The 15,557-nt window shown below is 73.1% G+C and carries 14 protein-coding genes; 8 read left to right on the forward strand and 6 right to left on the reverse strand.

Annotated features, from left to right (window positions below; all coding sequences use genetic code 11):
- Window positions 1-132: 132 nt before the first annotated feature.
- A complete protein-coding gene (locus tag OG509_RS37635; protein WP_406187066.1) occupies window positions 133-1,353 on the reverse strand; it encodes a hypothetical protein in 1,221 nt (406 codons plus the stop codon).
- Between the two features lie 58 nt (window positions 1,354-1,411).
- Window positions 1,412-2,791 carry a pyridoxal phosphate-dependent decarboxylase family protein gene (locus OG509_RS37640; RefSeq protein WP_406187067.1) on the reverse strand — a complete coding sequence of 460 codons (1,380 nt, stop codon included), beginning with the start codon at window positions 2,789-2,791 and terminating at the stop codon, window positions 1,412-1,414.
- Window positions 2,792-2,925: 134 nt separating this feature from the next.
- Between OG509_RS37640 and OG509_RS37645 the strand changes: the two genes are divergently transcribed.
- Together OG509_RS37645 and OG509_RS37650 are read left to right on the forward strand one after the other, a co-directional pair.
- Window positions 2,926-3,627, forward strand: a complete 702-nt coding sequence (locus OG509_RS37645; protein ID WP_406187068.1) for a ribonuclease H — start codon at window positions 2,926-2,928, stop codon at window positions 3,625-3,627.
- 201 nt (window positions 3,628-3,828) lie between these two features.
- Window positions 3,829-4,059 (forward strand): DUF5133 domain-containing protein, encoded by a 231-nt coding sequence (locus OG509_RS37650; protein ID WP_406187817.1) that lies wholly within the window; start codon window positions 3,829-3,831, stop codon window positions 4,057-4,059.
- Between the two features lie 97 nt (window positions 4,060-4,156).
- Here the strand turns inward: OG509_RS37650 and OG509_RS37655 are convergent, their stop codons facing one another.
- Both OG509_RS37655 and OG509_RS37660 read right to left on the reverse strand, forming a co-directional pair.
- Window positions 4,157-4,423, reverse strand: coding sequence for a protealysin inhibitor emfourin (locus tag OG509_RS37655; protein WP_406187069.1), 267 nt, complete (start codon window positions 4,421-4,423; stop codon window positions 4,157-4,159).
- Window positions 4,424-4,600: 177 nt separating this feature from the next.
- A complete protein-coding gene (locus OG509_RS37660; protein ID WP_406187070.1) occupies window positions 4,601-6,454 on the reverse strand; it encodes a SpoIIE family protein phosphatase in 1,854 nt (617 codons plus the stop codon).
- Between the two features lie 195 nt (window positions 6,455-6,649).
- Between OG509_RS37660 and OG509_RS37665 the strand changes: the two genes are divergently transcribed.
- From OG509_RS37665 to OG509_RS37690, 6 genes are all read left to right on the forward strand, one after another.
- Window positions 6,650-6,805: a DUF6131 family protein gene (locus tag OG509_RS37665; RefSeq protein WP_199809302.1), complete on the forward strand. Its 156-nt coding sequence runs from the start codon at window positions 6,650-6,652 to the stop codon at window positions 6,803-6,805.
- Between the two features lie 130 nt (window positions 6,806-6,935).
- A complete protein-coding gene (locus tag OG509_RS37670) occupies window positions 6,936-7,538 on the forward strand; it encodes a VanZ family protein (protein ID WP_406187071.1) in 603 nt (200 codons plus the stop codon).
- 105 nt (window positions 7,539-7,643) lie between these two features.
- The gene (gene lanKC / locus OG509_RS37675; protein WP_406187072.1) at window positions 7,644-10,277 is read left to right on the forward strand and encodes a class III lanthionine synthetase LanKC; all 2,634 of its coding nucleotides are present in this window, start codon (window positions 7,644-7,646) and stop codon (window positions 10,275-10,277) included.
- Window positions 10,274-10,417 carry a SapB/AmfS family lanthipeptide gene (locus OG509_RS37680; protein WP_406187074.1) on the forward strand — a complete coding sequence of 48 codons (144 nt, stop codon included), beginning with the start codon at window positions 10,274-10,276 and terminating at the stop codon, window positions 10,415-10,417. The genes lanKC and OG509_RS37680 overlap by 4 nt, the downstream gene beginning before the upstream one ends.
- Window positions 10,418-10,484: 67 nt before the next feature.
- On the forward strand, window positions 10,485-12,281 hold the full coding sequence (locus tag OG509_RS37685; RefSeq protein ID WP_406187075.1) for an ABC transporter ATP-binding protein: 1,797 nt from the start codon (window positions 10,485-10,487) through the stop codon (window positions 12,279-12,281).
- Entirely contained in the window at window positions 12,278-14,059 is a 1,782-nt protein-coding gene (locus OG509_RS37690; RefSeq protein ID WP_406187076.1) for an ATP-binding cassette domain-containing protein, read from the forward strand. The genes OG509_RS37685 and OG509_RS37690 overlap by 4 nt, the downstream gene beginning before the upstream one ends.
- A 39-nt stretch (window positions 14,060-14,098) precedes the next feature.
- Here the strand turns inward: OG509_RS37690 and OG509_RS37695 are convergent, their stop codons facing one another.
- Window positions 14,099-14,710 (reverse strand): LuxR C-terminal-related transcriptional regulator, encoded by a 612-nt coding sequence (locus tag OG509_RS37695; RefSeq protein WP_406187077.1) that lies wholly within the window; start codon window positions 14,708-14,710, stop codon window positions 14,099-14,101.
- Between the two features lie 206 nt (window positions 14,711-14,916).
- Entirely contained in the window at window positions 14,917-15,366 is a 450-nt protein-coding gene (locus OG509_RS37700; protein WP_053690915.1) for an SRPBCC family protein, read from the reverse strand.
- Between the last annotated feature and the right edge of the window lie 191 nt (window positions 15,367-15,557).

Consider the following 15,557-nt stretch of genomic DNA (forward strand, 5'->3'; position numbering starts at 1 on the left):
GTGATGCACACAGCATGAGGTCCGTCACGCGCAAGACTCCGCCTGGAATGTCCGTATATCTGCGATATGTGCACCGCGTCGAGAGATGCTTGCCACTCTCTGCGAGTGCGGGCTTGGAGAAACCTTTGCGCTTTACACCAGCACCCCAGCGAAGAATATTGACGCCAGAAGGGCGTACTGGACCGAGCAGAGCAGGAGGAGTGGTACCTGAACCCATCGGGACATGCGCTTGACCAGTACGAGCCCGACGAACATCTGTGCGTGGTTGCGGTACCAGGACATTTCCGCGCCGGCGAAGAACGGCAGCAGGAAGATCGCCACCGTCAGGATCAGAGCGGCCCACTCCTCGACGTCGAGCCGGCGGTTTCGCAGGAGCCGAACCGCGGCGGTCGCCACGATCAGCAGGATGAAGACGGCATTGAGCCAGAGCTGGGACCTGTGTGCGGTGAGGCTGTGCTCCACCAGCCACGGCAGGTGCCCCTCGGGCGTGTACCAGTCCTTGAACGGGAAACCGTAGGCCTTCCTCATCTCGGCGAATGGCTCACGCAGGCCGCCCTGCTGGTAGCTGGACGCCTGGATGACCTCGTACGCGTTCCAGCGGCCCGTCGCCTGCCACATCAGCCACTTCGCCCAGAGCACGCCGCAGGCGGCGAGAACCGCCGACAACCCGGCCTTCGCGAACCGGAGCGGCCAGGCGTCCGCCCGCCACGCGAAGAACGCGCTGAGCAGCAGCATGCCGACAGCGGCCGCGCCGACGAGATGACAGGCGGTCGCGACGAAGCCACCGGCGGCGGCAAGGCCCCAGCTACCGCGTTTCACACCGACGACACAGACGAGCAACGCCAGCGTGCCTATGGCGATCGGGAACATCGCGTGGAAGTAGACACCGCCTGGGAACACGGCGCCGATGGCGAGGGTGAGTCCGGTGGCCCAGGTGAGCCGGGCGCCGAGCAGCCACCACAGCACCGCGAACATGCCGAACAGGGACGCTTCGGTGATGACGACGGCTGATGTCTCATACGAAAGCCCGGTGGCGGAAAGCGCGCGGATTCCCATGGGATACCCGGGAAACCAGGCGACGTTTCCGCACACGACATCGGGAAAGTCCGGGTACCGCTCCCGGCACCGGAACATTTCGTATCCGGTCTTGGCGATGGACAGGTAGTGCTCGGAATCCCACCGCCGGCGGCTCTCCGAGGACCAGTACTCCACTTTGGATCCGTCACCGGCGACGGATGCCACTGCGACCAGCCAGGTGATCAGGTTCGCGATCAGCCACGCGACGAGCGGCGGCAGCAGACCATGCCGCCAGTCGCGGCGGGACGGCCCGGCGGCTTCCGTCGTGGCGATCATCTCGATCAGTCTGGCGAACCCCCTGCCGAGCCGCACCCCGGAAGCCCGACCGGCGGCCTCAGCCGGCGGAGGCGCGACGGATCGCGGCGAGGGCGCGCGCCACGTCCTCATCCGTCGTCGACCAGTTGCTCACCGAGATCCGCATGACGCGACGGCCGCGCCAGGTGGAGCCGCTGATCCACGCCGTGCCGTCGGCGAGCAACCGGGTGAGCACCCGTTCCGTACGTTCGTCGCTGCCGAACTCGGCGCACACCTGAGTGAACACGACGTCGTTGAGGACCGTCGCGCCGTCGATCCCGGCGATCCCCGTGGCGAACGCGTCGGCGTGCCGGCACAGCCGCTCGACGAGGTCGGCCACGCCCGAGCGGCCGAGGGACCTGAGTGCGGCCCACACGGTGAAGGCCCTGCCGCGCCGGGACAGTTCGGGAACCTTGTCGATGGGGTCGCCGTATTCGTCCTGGATGAGGTAATCGCCGCGCAGGCCCATGGCGGCCCGGAGCGCGGACGGGTCGCGCACGATGGCGAGCCCGCAGTCGTAGGGGACGTTCAGGGTCTTGTGGGCATCCGTCGCCCAGGAGTCGGCGTCCGCGGCGCCCGCCGTCAGATGTGCGTACCGCGGCGAGGCGGCCGCCCACAGCCCGAAGGCTCCGTCGACGTGCACCCATGCGTCCGACGCCCGAGCCGCACGGATCGTCTCGACGAAGGGGTCGAACGCGCCGGAGTGGATGTCTCCCGCCTGGAGGACCACGATCGTCGGACTCCGTCCGCCGTCCTTCTCTCCGCCGGCCGCCAGGGCGCTCCGTAGGGCCTCCGGCACGATGCGTCCCTGACCGTCCGCCGCCACCGCCTCCGGCCTGCCCAGTCCGAGATAGCGCAGCGCCAGGTCAACGGCCATGTGGCGGTCCTCGCCGACGAGGACGCGGACCGCCGGCCCACCCGCGAGCCCGTCGCGGGCGGGGTCCCGGCCCACGCGACGCAGCACCGCGTCGCGCCCGGCGGCGAGACAGGTGAAGTTCGCCATCGTGGCACCGGTGGTGAAGCCGACGGCGCTGCCACCCGGCAGGCCGAGCAGGTCGAGCAGCCACATGCCGGCAACGTCCTCCGCCGCCGCGTACGCGGGCGAGACGGCGCGCATCACACAGTTCTGGTCCCACGCGCTGACCAGCCAGTCCGCCGCCAGCGCGGCCGGTTCGGTGCCGCCGACCACGAATCCGTAGAAGCGGCCGCTGGGAAACGCGGTCAGCCCCGGCTCACAGGCCGTGACCAGCAGGTCGACGACATCGGACGGCGGGCTCGGACCGTCGGGCAGCTCGGCGCCCAGCGCGCCCACGATCTCGTCGACCGAAGCGCGGGCGGGAACCGGGCGGTCGTCCAGGCTCGCCAGCCACCGGGCGGCATGGCCGTACGCCCGTCGGAGCGCCTTTTCGCGCGCGTCCATACCTCGGACTATGGGGCCAGCGCCGCCGCCCCGCAATCCGCGCAGCGGGCAGCCCGTCAGAGCGCCTCGCCGCTTCCACGAACGCCGCTCGTAGCCGAATTCGTGCCGGGGCGGCCGTGGTGCATGATCGGGGGATGTCTGATCGCATCATTGCCGCCTGCGACGGCGCGGCGAAGGGTAATCCCGGACCTGCTGCCTGGGCGTGGGTCATCGCCGACACACAGGGCCGCCCGGAGCGCTGGGAGGCCGGTCCCCTGGGCCGGGCCACCAACAACGTGGGCGAGCTCACGGCTCTTCAGCGGCTGCTGGAGTCCCTGGCCCCCGGAACGGCCGTCGAGGTCCGGATGGACTCCCAGTACGCCATGAAGGCCGTGACCCAGTGGCTCCCGGCCTGGAAGCGCAACGGGTGGAAGACCGCGGCGGGCAAACCCGTCGCCAACCGGGAGCTCGTCGAGCAGATCGACGAGCTGCTCGCCGAGCGGGACGTCGAATTCCGCTACGTTCCGGCCCACCGCGAGGACGGCGACCTTCTGAACGCGATCGCCGACCAGGCCGCGAGTGACGCCGCCGTCACCCAGCAGGCGGCCGGCACGGCCCTCGGCAGCGCGTCGCTCCCCGTCCCCGCTCCTGCCCGTGCTTCCGCGCCCCGCGCCGCCAAGCCCGCGGCCGGAGCCAAGAAGCCGGCGCGCAGCCGGGGCGGCTCCATCAAGGCGAAGTTCCCCGGCAGCTGCCCCTGCGGCAGGTCGTACGCGGCCGGTGAGCAGATCACCAAGCTCGGCACCCGCTGGGGCCATCCGGGCTGCGACAGCCCCGTACCGAGCGACGCCCCCGCGTAGAGGGGGCCGCTACGGCGAGGCCGACCTGACCGTCGGCCCCTCGGTAGCGCGTTCCCGGGGTCACTGTCCACCGCGACAACCACCGCACACTCTCGGCCAGTTAGACGCATGTGGCGCATGGGACGCCCGGCCCGGGGCACACGAGGCGCAGTGCCGTCCCGGCCCCGTGATGGCGATGTGTGAAGGAGCGAGATCGTGCTGATGGCTCACCCTGCGGTGCTGGCGCGTCTGATGGAGGAGTACGAGACCGTGTCGCAGCTCCATGCCGGAGGCCGTCAGGGAGCGGTGCGGCAGCGACTGGAGGACGTGGTCTACACGCTGTGCGTGTCGACCGGGACACGCGACATCGATGCCGCGCTGGCCTCGGCCCGGGAACGGATGGGCGCCGCCGCCCGGCGCACTGCCGCGGACGGCACGACGGCGGCGGCCTGAGCCGGACCGACCCGGCCGGGGCGCCTGCAAGTGCCGTACCGGGCCCATCCGGACCCGGTACGGCACCCCGCCGAGGGAGCCGGGGCGGGCGGGAAGGTCAGGCGCCCTCGCCCAGGACGGTGGAGATCAGCTGCCGTTGGTCCTCGGTGAGGTACGGATCCCGTAACTCCACCAGCTTGCCGTCGACGTGGACGACGTAGCTGAACCCATCCGGCACGGGTCGCCCGTCTGCGGGGCACTCGCCGCCCAGGGCTCGCTCGGCCAGCAGCTCCAGCTCGGCGCCGTCGCTCCGGTACTCCGTGTCGAGGGAAGCGGTCCGTTCCCTGCCCGCGAACCCGCCTGTACGGGTGACGGTGATCAGCATCGCGAAACCTCCTTGAGTCGAGCGCCGCCTGCGGCCGGCCGGGTGGGCCGGGTCGGGCGGCGCACGGGATGGGCACCCCCTCGCCTGCCCCCGAAAGCCCCACATGTGCCTCTGCGCACGACATCGCCCGGGAGATGGCCGAAAGTGACCCACCACCGGGATCCTGCCTGACGGTTGCTAGGGAATGCGCAGCACGAGAAGGACCACATCGTCTCCCGGGGGCGGCTGCGCCATCCGGTTGCTGATGCGGCGGAGCAGTTCGGGCAGCGGACGGTCTCCGTGGCGGGCCAGCAGGCCGGCGAGTTGCGCGATGGCGGCGTCGATGTCCTGGCCGCGCCGTTCGACGAGTCCGTCGGTGTAGAGCAACAGGGTGGAGCCCGGCGGAAGTTCTCGCCGGGTCTCGGTGCGCCGAGGTGCACCGAGACCCGGGTGGAGGAGGACGTCGTGTTCCACGAGGGGGGTGACCGCGCCGTCCGGGGTGCGCAGGAGCGGGGGCGGGTGGCCTGCGTTGGACCAGGTCAGGGCCCAGCCGCCGGCGTTGCCCAGCGGGTCGAGGCGGGCATGGACCAGCGTGCCGCCGGCGTCGATGGGCAGGACCGAGCAGGCTGCGTCGAGGGCGGTCAGAGCGGCGGCCGGGCTGTACGGGGGGTGGTCGAGGGTGGCCTGGCGCAGCATGCTGCGGATCTGACCCATCACGGTGGCGGCATGCATGTCGTGCCCCGTGATGTCGCCGACGGTGATCATGAGCGGGGCGACGTCGCCGGAGCCGGCCCGCGGCAGGTGGTAGGCGTCGTACCAGTCTCCGCCGATCATCTCCTCGTCGGCGGCCGGCTGGTAGAGGGCGTTGATTTCGAGCGCGTCGGTCCGGGGGAGGTCGGTGAGCATGGCGGCCTGGAGCTGGCGGGCGATGGAGATCCGTTCGTCCAGGTACAGGGCGCGCTCCACCGCCTGGGCGGTGTACCCGGAGGCCGCGGTGAGCGCTGCCCGCTCGGGGGTGCTCACCTCGTGCGGGTTGGTCCAGCAGGTGACGAGGACGCCCAGCAGCCCGCGACTGCCCCACAGCGGCAGGCACAGCACCGTGGTGAAACCCATGCGGTCGAAGAAGGCGACCGCCTCGGGGCCGTAGCCGGCCACGAGCGCCTCACGGTCGGGCACGAACACGGTCCGCCCTTCCCGCATGGCCCGGGTGCTGGGAAATGCCGCGTCCCTGGGGAGGCTGAGGAGTTCGTGTTCCACGGAGTGCACGACGTCCGGGTCCGGGATGCGGTGCAGTTCGTTGTCGTCGGCGACCAGCAGGCCCACGTACGAGGGCTTGCCGACGCCCACGAACAGGTCGCGCAGCCGTCGCCGCAGGTCCTCCAGGCCGGAGGTCTGGGACAGCTCCTCGGAGGCCCTCAGCAGCAGCTCCGCGTGGTCCAGGCCGGCCTGGGCTTCGTGTTCCAGGCGCTCCGCGTCGCCCTGGGCCCGCTCGGCGGCGACCCGCGCGGTCTTCAGCACGTTCTGCGCGGCCTGGCGCTGCGCCGACACGATCCGCAGGCGCAGCTCGGCGGAGCAGGCCGCGGCCAGATCCTGCAGGTCGGCGAGCTCCCCTTCGTTCCAGGTCCGGAGCGTGTGGTCGAGGGCGCACAGAGCGCCCAGGACGAGCCCGTTGCCGTCGGTCACCGGTATTCCGGCGGACGCGACCGCCCCGAGGTCCCGCACGTCGGGGCCGGCGCGCAGCCTCTCGTCGGCGCGGGCGTCGGAGATGCTCAGGGGCTTCCCGGAGTCGACCACGTAACGGCAGAGGGAGTGCGACAGCGACAGCGCCCGCCTTTGCGCCCAGGGCTCGGGCAGACCGACCGTGCCGGGCAGGATCTGCCGGTCCTCCTCGATCAGTGAAACGAGGGCCACGGGCACGCGGAGGAGCCGCGTCACCAGCCGCGCGAACCGGTCCATCCCCGGATCGGGGGTGGCCGACAGCCCGGCCAGCCGCAAGGCCCGCCGCCGAGCGCCGTCCAGGGCCTCCACGGGCTCCCGGCCCCGTTCCGCCATGTTGCCCTCCGGTCCCGGACCCGAGGCTGTCCTGGCAGCATCGTAAGACATCGGCACGTGCATGACCGGTCCTGCGCGGACGGTGCCGTCGGGGCACGGCACCGATAGGGACGGATTTCCGGGGTAGACGCCGTTCGAGGCGCAAAGGCGGTTCCAACCGTTCCGCCGAAACCCCAACGTGAGAACGAGGGCACCATGATTCTCGTGGGACTGATTCTCCTGCTCATCGGATTTCTGACCGGAATTTCCATCCTTTGGACCATCGGGGTCATCTTGCTCGTGGTCGGCGCGGTGCTGTGGCTCCTGGGCTCGGTCGGGCACGCGGTCGGCGGCAGGCGCCACTACTGGTAACGGCTACCGGTAACCGCACCAAGCGGTGTACACGGCACGGGCGGGTCCCCCACAGGGGACCCGCCCGCCTCGTTCGAGGAGCGCCGGCGGTGCCCGCGTACCGGGTGGCCCGGAGGGTAGACGCGCCCGCATGACATGGAGCCACGTACGGCGGAGCACGGAGAAGCGGGCGGAACGCAGGCACCCCGAACGCAAGCACCCCGAACGGCCCGTACCGGCCGCCACCCACGGACAACACCGGCGTCCGGCCCATCCTGCGGTCCGGGCATCGGCCATGGTGACCGCCTTCGCCGGGACCGTGCTGTTCGGTGTGGTCCTGGCCCGGCTGACGCTGGAGCCGTCCGCCGCCTCGGCGGCCCTCGTGCACAGCAACGTCCGGCCCGGCCGTTCCATCAGCGCCTACCTGGACGGGACGTCGACGATCGAGGCGGTGCGCCAGCTGGGCGGGAACCTGCTGCTCGGCCTGCCGTTCGGCGTGCTCCTGCCCGTCCTGCTGCCCCCGGCGCGGGGACTGCTGCGGGTCGGCGCCGTGACGGTCTGCCTGATGACGCTGGTGGAGCTCGTCCAGGGCGCCCTCGTCACGGGACGCGTCTTCGACATCGACGACGTCATCCTCAACACGGCCGGCGCGCTCCTCGGGTACCTGCTCATCGGCCGCCGGCTCGGGCGGGCCGTCCACCCGCGCCGCCGGCACTGGTGGACCCGGCGGGCCGCGGAGCCCCGTGACACCTGACCGGTGACTCGTGAGTACTGCACACCCCATCGGTGACAGGCGTGACTGTCGCCGCTTCCTCCGGGCGTGACACCGTCGGGTCTGCCGCCGACCGAGGGAGCAGGTGTGAACAAGGGGTACGCCGCCTTCTGCGACGCCGACCGCTGGTTCTACGACGCGCCGTACCGGCGCGCCGGTGAGAGCTACCCGGCCGCGCTCGCCCCCGTCCCGCCGGGGTGGCGCTCGCACCGCAGCGGCGACTGGCTCGCACTGCGCCCCGCCGATGCCGAACTGCCCGCGCAGGGCTGGAAGATCCACGTCTCGGCCACGCTCGACAACGCCGAATCGCTGCTGACGACGGTGTACGAGTACTGCACCGCCCGACGCATCGCCTTCAAGTTCATACCGAGCCGGTACCTGCTGCACCTGCGCAACGCCAAGTACGCCGACCGCGCGGCGAGCGGCAAGTTCATCACCGTGTACCCGGCCGACGAGCAGCAGTGCCGCCGCATCGCGGAGGACCTCGACGCCGCGCTGGCCGGGGCGGCCGGCCCGTACATCCTCAGCGACCTGCGCTGGGGCGCCGGCCCGGTCCACCTGCGCTACGGCAGCTTCACCCTGCGGCACTGCTACGACGAGCACGGCGAGCTGGTCCCGGCGATCGAGACCCCTGACGGGCGGCTCGTACCGGACCCGCGCGGACCGGTGTTCCAGCCGCCCGAGTGGCTCGAACTTCCCGCCTTCCTGGAACCGCACCTCGCGGCGCGCTCCGCGATCACCCTGACCGGCGTCCCCTTCACGGTGGAGCGGGCCCTGCACTTCTCCAACGGCGGTGGCGTCTACGTCGGCAGGGACAGCCGCACCGGCGAGTCCGTGGTCCTCAAGGAAGCCCGGCCCTACGCCGGCCTCGCCGCCGACGGCGCCGACGCCGTGACCCGGCTGCACCGCGAACAGGCCGCACTCGAAAGGCTGTCGGGCCTGGACTGCGTGCCCGCGGTACGTGGCACGTTCACGGTCGGCGACCACCACTTCCTGGTGCTGCAACACCTCGCCGGAAAACCGCTCAACACCTACTTCGCCCGCCGCCACCCGCTGATCGAGGCGGACCCCGACCCGGCCGAGCTCGCCTCGTACACCGAGTGGGCCCTGAAGATCCACCGCCGCGTCACCGAGGCCGTCGAAGCGGTGCACGCCCGTGGCGTGGTCTTCAACGACCTCCACCTCTTCAACATCATGGTGGCCGAGGACGAGAGCGGCGAACCCTCCGTAGCCCTGCTGGACTTCGAGGCCGCCGCGCACGTCGACGAGGGACTGCGGCAGACCGTCGCCAATCCCGCCTTCGTCGCCCCCGCCGAGCGGCGCGGGTTCTCCGTGGACCGCTACGCCCTCGCCTGTCTGCGGCTCGCCCTGTTCCTCCCGCTGACCAGCCTGCTCGTCCTGGACCGGGCCAAGGCCGCCCATCTGGCCGCCGTCGCCGCCGCGCAGTTCCCCGTACCGCGGCGGTTCCTCGACGAGGCCGTCGAAGAGATCCTGTCCGGCGCCCCGCAGGGCGCACCGGGCGGCCGCCCGCCCGCACCGCCCGGCCCGTACCTGCCCGTCGAGCCGGGGGACTGGCCGGCCGCCCGTGCCTCGATGGCCGCGGCGCTGCGCGCGAGCGCCACCCCGGACCGCGAGGACCGCTTCGTGCCGGGCGACATCGCCCAGTTCGCGACCGCCGGCGGGGGCATCGGTTTCGGCTACGGGATCGCCGGGGTGCTCCACGCCCTCGCCGAGACCGGCGCCGGACCCTGGCCCGAAGCCGAGGAATGGCTGCTGGCGCGGACCGAGGACGCGCCCTCCGGCACTGCGCTCGGCTTCTACGACGGCCTCGCCGGCACGGCCTGGACCCTGCACCGGCTCGGACACCCGGACCGAGCCCTCGCCCTCACCGAGCGGCTGCTGCACCAGCCCTGGCAGAGCGCGGGCCCCGACCTGCACGGCGGACTCGCCGGAATCGGCCTGGCCCTGGACGCGCTCGGCACCGCGAGCGGCGAGAGCGAGTTGCACACCGCGGCCCTGCGCTGCGCCGAACTGCTCGCCCGGCCCGAGCAGCGGCCCGCCCGCGCCGGGCTGATGTACGGGAACACCGGCCCCGCCCTGCTCTTCCTGCGGCTGTACGAACGCACCGGAGACAAGGAACTGCTGCTCCAGGCCGCCCGGGCGCTCCACCGCGACCTCGACCGCTGCGTCACCAGCGCGTACGGCACCCTCCAGGTGAACGAGGGCTGGCGCACGATGCCGTACCTCGGCGAGGGCAGCGTCGGTATCGGCATGGTCCTCGACGACTGGCTGGAGCACGCTCCCGACGAACGCTTCGAACAGGCCCGGCGGGAGATCGTACGGGCGGCGCAGGCGACCTTCTACGCCCAGCCCGGGCTGCTGCGCGGCGCCGCCGGGATGATCCTCCACCTGGCCCGGACCACCACGCCGGGCCCGGGCACCGGCCCCGCGGACATCGCCCGCCAGATCGACGCGCTGGCCCGGCACGCCGTGCCGTACCAGAGGCATCTGGCCTTCCCCGGCGAGCAGATGATGCGCCTGTCCATGGACCTCGCCACGGGCACCGCCGGCGCTCTCCTCGCCCTCGGCAGCGCCGCGCCCGGCGGGCGCGCGCACCTGCCGTTCCTCCCGCCGCTGCGATCCACCGCGGCGGCCCAAGAGCCGGTCCCGCACGGGGCCGTGACCCATCGCACCACTCGACAGAAGAGGAATCTGACATGACGCTTCTCGACCTGCAGTCGATGGAGACCCCCAAGGAAGAGGTCACCGAGGGTGCGCTGACCGGCGGCGGCGGTGGCGGCAGCCGGGCCAGCCTGCTGCTCTGCGGCGACAGCAGCCTGAGCATCACGACCTGTAACTGACCAGGTCACCCCGGGCCCGGGCGGTTCGCCGCCCGGGCCCGCACCACACCACCGGAGGCATCCACCGATGAGCCCCCCCGACGCGGCGGGCGGCACGGAGGCCGCAGCGGCGCAGGCCGCGGCCGTGGCACGCACCGCCGACCGGGCCCTCGTGGCGGCGGCCAGGCACAGCGCCGGGCGCAGCGCCGCCGTCCTCGGATGCACCGTCAGCGCCGCCGCGGCGGCGCTCGCCGAACCCGCGGTCCTCGGCCACACCCTCGACCTGCTGCTGCGCCGCGCCCCGTCGGGCCCCGCCTGGACACTCCTGTGCGCCGCGGTCATCGCGGCCGAGGTGGCGCTGGACGCCGCTGCCGCCCGGCTGACCGGCGAGATCGACGGCCGCTCCACCGCCCGCCTGCGCAGGCTCGGGCTCGCCCGGCTGCTGCGGACGGCCCCGCACCACGCCGCCCGCCACGCACCCGGCGAAACCGCCGCGCGGCTGACCGCGCACGCCACCGAGGCCGGGAAGGTCCCGGCCGCCGTCGCGCACGCCGTCGCGGCGCTGCTGCCGCCGCTCGGCGCGGTGACCGCCCTCTTCCTCATCGACCTGTGGACGGCGCTCGCCTTCCTCGTCGGCGTTCCGTTCCTGGTGCTCCTGCTGCGGGCCTTCGCCCGCGACACCCACACGAGCGTCGCCCGCTACCAGCAGGTCCAGCTGGAGACCGCCGGCCGGCTGACCGAGGCGCTGGCCGGGGCCCGTACGATCGCCGCCGCCGGCACCGCGGAGCGCGAACGCGCACGGATCCTCGCCCGGTTGCCCGAACTGAGCACCGAGGGCAGGCGGATGTGGCAGGTCTACGGTGGCACCACGGCCCGGTCCGCGGCCCTCATGCCGATGCTCCTGTACGCGGTCCTGGCCGTCGGCGGCATCCGCCTGTCGGCCGGGACCATCGGGGTCGGAGAACTCCTCGCCGCCGTACGGTACGCGGGCCTCGCGGCCGGCATCGGCGCCGTGACCGGGGGACTGGCCGCCGTGGTCCGCGGCCGGTCCGCGGCTAGGCGGACCGCCGCCCTCCTGGCCCTGCCCGTACTCGGCCACGGCCGGGCGGAACTGCCGGAAGGCGGCCCGGGCACCCTCGAACTGCAGGGCGTCCGGGTCGTGCGCGGCGGGGCGACGGTCCTGCACGACATCAGCCTGGTGATCCCCGGAGGCAGCACGGTGGCCGTGGTGGGCCGCTCGGGCGCGGGCAAAACCCTGTTCGCCGCAGTTGCCGGCCGGCTCACCGACCCCGACACGGGCCGGGTGATGCTGGACGGGGTGCCCCTGCGGGAGGTGACCGCCGAAGCGCTGCGCCGCGAGGTCGGGTACGCCTTCGACCGGCCCGCGCTGCTCGGGGACACGGTCGGCGGGGCGATCGCCTTCGGCGCGGGCCTGGAACCCGGCCCGGAAGCGGTGCGCGCCGCCGCCCGTGCCGCGGGGGCCGACCTGTTCGTACGGCGCCTGCCCCACGGGTACGGCACACGCCTCGCCGACGCCCCGATGTCCGGCGGGGAGGTCCAACGCCTCGGGCTGGCCCGGGCGTTCTGCCACGCGGGCCGGCTCCTCGTACTGGACGACGCCACCTCCAGCCTCGACACCGTCACGGCCCGCGAGGTGGAGCGGGCCCTCGCCCGCGAGATCCGGCCCGGCACCCGGATCGTGGTCGCGCACCGCCTCTCGTCCGCCGTCCGCGCCGACCTCGTCGTATGGCTGGAGGACGGGCGGGTACGGGCGACCGGAACCCACGGCGAGCTGTGGCAACGCGACCCCGCCTACCGGGCGGTGTTCGCCGCCGACACGGAGAAGGACATGCGGAACGACACGGAGCGGGAGGCGGCGAGGTGACCGGGGGAGGGGCCCGGGGCCGGGTGGGCCCCGAGGGCCGGCGGTTCCTGCGCGGCCACAAGAGGGCCGTCGGCCGGCTGGCCGGATGGTCGCTCCTGGAATCCGCGCACACCTTCCTCGGCGGCTACGGCGTGGCCCGCGCCCTCGACGACGGCTTCCTGGCCGGCCGTACCGCCACCGGTCTCGGCTGGCTGGCCGCGGCCGGAGCCGGGGCACTGCTCGGCGGGTTCGCGCTGCGCGGCGTGTTCGCCGGGCTCGCGGACCTCGTGGAGCCGCTGCGGGACGGCCTGGTCCGGCGGGCGGTGCGGCAGGCGCTGGACCGCGCGGTCGCCGACCCGGCGGGCGCCGGCGCCACGGGCGCCGTGTCCCGGCTGACCCAGCAGACGGAAATGGCCCGGGACTCCTTCGCCGGGCTGGTCCTGACGGTACGTTCGTTCGTGTTCACCGCCGTGGGAGCCATCGCCGGCATGGCCGCCCTGGCGCCCGTGCTGCTGCTGGTCGTGCTGCCGCCCCTGCTGCTGGGCGTGGCCGCCTTCCTGGCCACGCTCCGCCCCCTGGCCGCCGTACAGCGCAGGTCCCTGGACACCGACGAGGCGCTCGCCGACCGGGTGGGGGCGCTGGCCGAGGGCCTGCGCGACATCGTCGCCTGCGGGGGACAGGCCGCCGCGGAAGCCCGGGTGGAGCCCCTGATCGCCACACAGGAGCGGCTGGCGCGCACCCTCGCGGGCTGGGCGGCCCTGCGCACCCTGGCCCTGGGTACGGCGGGCCGGCTGCCGGTCGTCGCACTCCTCGCCGCGACGCCCTGGATGCTGGGCCGCGGGATCACCGCCGGCACGCTGGCGGGCGGCCTCACGTACCTGGTGCAGGCCCTGCTGCCCGCTCTCAACTCCCTGATGACCGCGCTGGGTTCAGCAGGAACCCGGCTGCTCGTGGTCCTCGAACGGTTCAGCGATCCGGTGCCGCCGGACGGGGACGGCCACGGCCCCGCGAAGCGGAAGCCGATGTCGCCGCCGCCCGGGCCGGTCGGCCCGCCGACCGACGCCGCGGCCGAACTCCGGGGCGTCACCTTCGCGTACGGCCCCGGCGCGGCTCCCGTACTGGACGATCTCGACCTGGTGGTGCGCCCGGGGGAGCACCTCGCGGTGGTCGGACCGAGCGGAATCGGCAAGTCCACGCTCACCGCGCTGCTCGCCGGAATGCTGTCGCCCGGCGCGGGGTCGGTCCTCGTGGCCGGTGCAGCCGCCCGCCGGGAACCGGGGGCCGCCGGACCGGACCCGCGGCGGACCCTGCTGCCGCAGCAGGCCTACGTGTTCAGCGGCACCGTACGGGAGAACCTGACGCACCTCGCCGCGGCCCCGGGCGACGCCGGGCCCGGGGACGTCCGAGTGCGGCAGGCCGTCCGCGCCCTCGGGCTGGAGGACCTGGTGGCGCGGCTCGGCGGCCTGGACGCCGAGGTGTCCCCCCGGCTGCTGTCCCGGGGCGAGAGCCAGCAGCTCGCGCTCGCCGCCGCCTACCTCTCGCCCGCTCCGCTGCTGCTGCTCGACGAGGCCACCTGCCACCTGGACCCGGCCGCCGAGGAGCATGCCGAACGGGCCCTCGCGGACCGTCCCGGCACCCTCGTCGTCGTGGCCCACCGCGTCTCGTCCGCCGCCCGCGCCGACCGGGTCCTCGTCCTCGACGGGACCCGAGCCGTCTGCGGCACACATGAAGAACTCCCCGCCAGGTCACCCCTGTACCGCGATCTGGTGGGGAGGTGGAACCCGGCCGCGGACGAGTGACACGACACGGCCGTCGTGCCCGTCCGCGGTGCCTGCGGATCAGACCCAGCCGGCCCGCCGGGATATCCGGATGGCGTCGATGAGATTGCGCGCGCCGGTCTTGCGGGTCGCCGCGGCCATGTAGTTGCGTACCGTCCCGCTCGCCAGGTGCAGCGTGCAGGCGATCTCGGCGATCGAATCGCCCTCAGCGGCCCGGGTCAGCACGCTGAGCTCCCGGGGGCTCAGCGGAACGGGGTCGGCCTCCATGAACGCGGAAGCCAGCGAGGCGTCGATGAACCGTTCCCCCGCGGCGACCTTCCGTACCGCCCGTACGAGCCGACCCGGCGAGCCGTCCTTGTCGACGTAGCCGCGCGCCTCGGCCCGGAAGGCCCGGTGCAGCAGCCCGGGCGCGCCGGTCGACGCGAGCACCAGGACCGGGGACGGGGGCGCGAGGACCTGGCGGTCCCCCGCGCGTCCGTCATCGGCGAGGACGGCCGTCGCCCCCGGACAGTCGAGGTCGACGACCGTCACGTCTGGTCGTAACGACTCGGCCTGGCGTGCCGCAGCCCGCCAGCCTGCCGAGGTGACCTCGAAGCGTCCCTCGGATCTCAGCAGGGCGGCCAGTGCCGACCTGACCAGGCTGACGCTGTGCAGGACGAGGACCTTCGTCATCGTGTGCGCTCCTCGGTAGACGTACCAACGGCACCACGGGTGCCCCCATACAGGGCCGATGGAACGTCACTCCGGGGGGCGTTCAGGGGCGTACGGGCAAGTTGGCCGAGATACCCACGGATTCTGCTTCCCTTCGGCGGGTATCGCCCTTGAGCGGCCGGTTCGGCACCGCCTCCGACAGGTGCCGCAGCACGGCGCCCCGGCGGTCAGACCTCGCCCCGCCAGGCGCCCGTCTCGACTCCGCGCGATTCGATGAACAGCTTGAACCGCTTCAGATCGCCGGCCACCTGGCGCTTGACGAAGCCGAGTTTGTCGGCGGCCGTCTCGGCCAGGCCGTCGGGCACCCAGTTCATGTGCAGGACGACCTTGGTGGTGGTCGCGTCGATCGGCTGGAAGGTGACCAGGCCGGCCTGGCGCGCCTCCCCGTCCACCGTCATCCACGCGACGCGCCGGTCCGGGAGCTGCTCGGTGATCTGCGCATCGAACTCGCGCTGCACACCGTTCACATTCGTCACCCAGTGGGTCAGCGTGTCCGTGCGCTGGTAGATGCGCTCGACCCCTTCCATGAAGACGGGGAAGTCCTCGAACTGCGTCCACTGGTTGTAGGCAGTGCGTACGGGGACGTTGACCTCGACATACTCCTCGACGTGTGACACGTGCACCCCTTCCCTATCGTCGGCGGCCCGACACCGCGGGGTGCGGGTCGCGCCGCCTCCAGACCTTTCACGGCCCGGCTACCCGGCCCGGGTCGCGCCATGCGCCCTCGGGGATGCGGGCGCCGACCTGACACCCACTCCGGACCTGACAGGTATGAAAACGCAACCGAGGCCCTCCGCGGCACCGCTGC

It is taken from the genome of Streptomyces sp. NBC_01006, from assembly GCF_045162725.1.
In the GTDB taxonomy this organism is placed as follows: domain Bacteria; phylum Actinomycetota; class Actinomycetes; order Streptomycetales; family Streptomycetaceae; genus Streptomyces.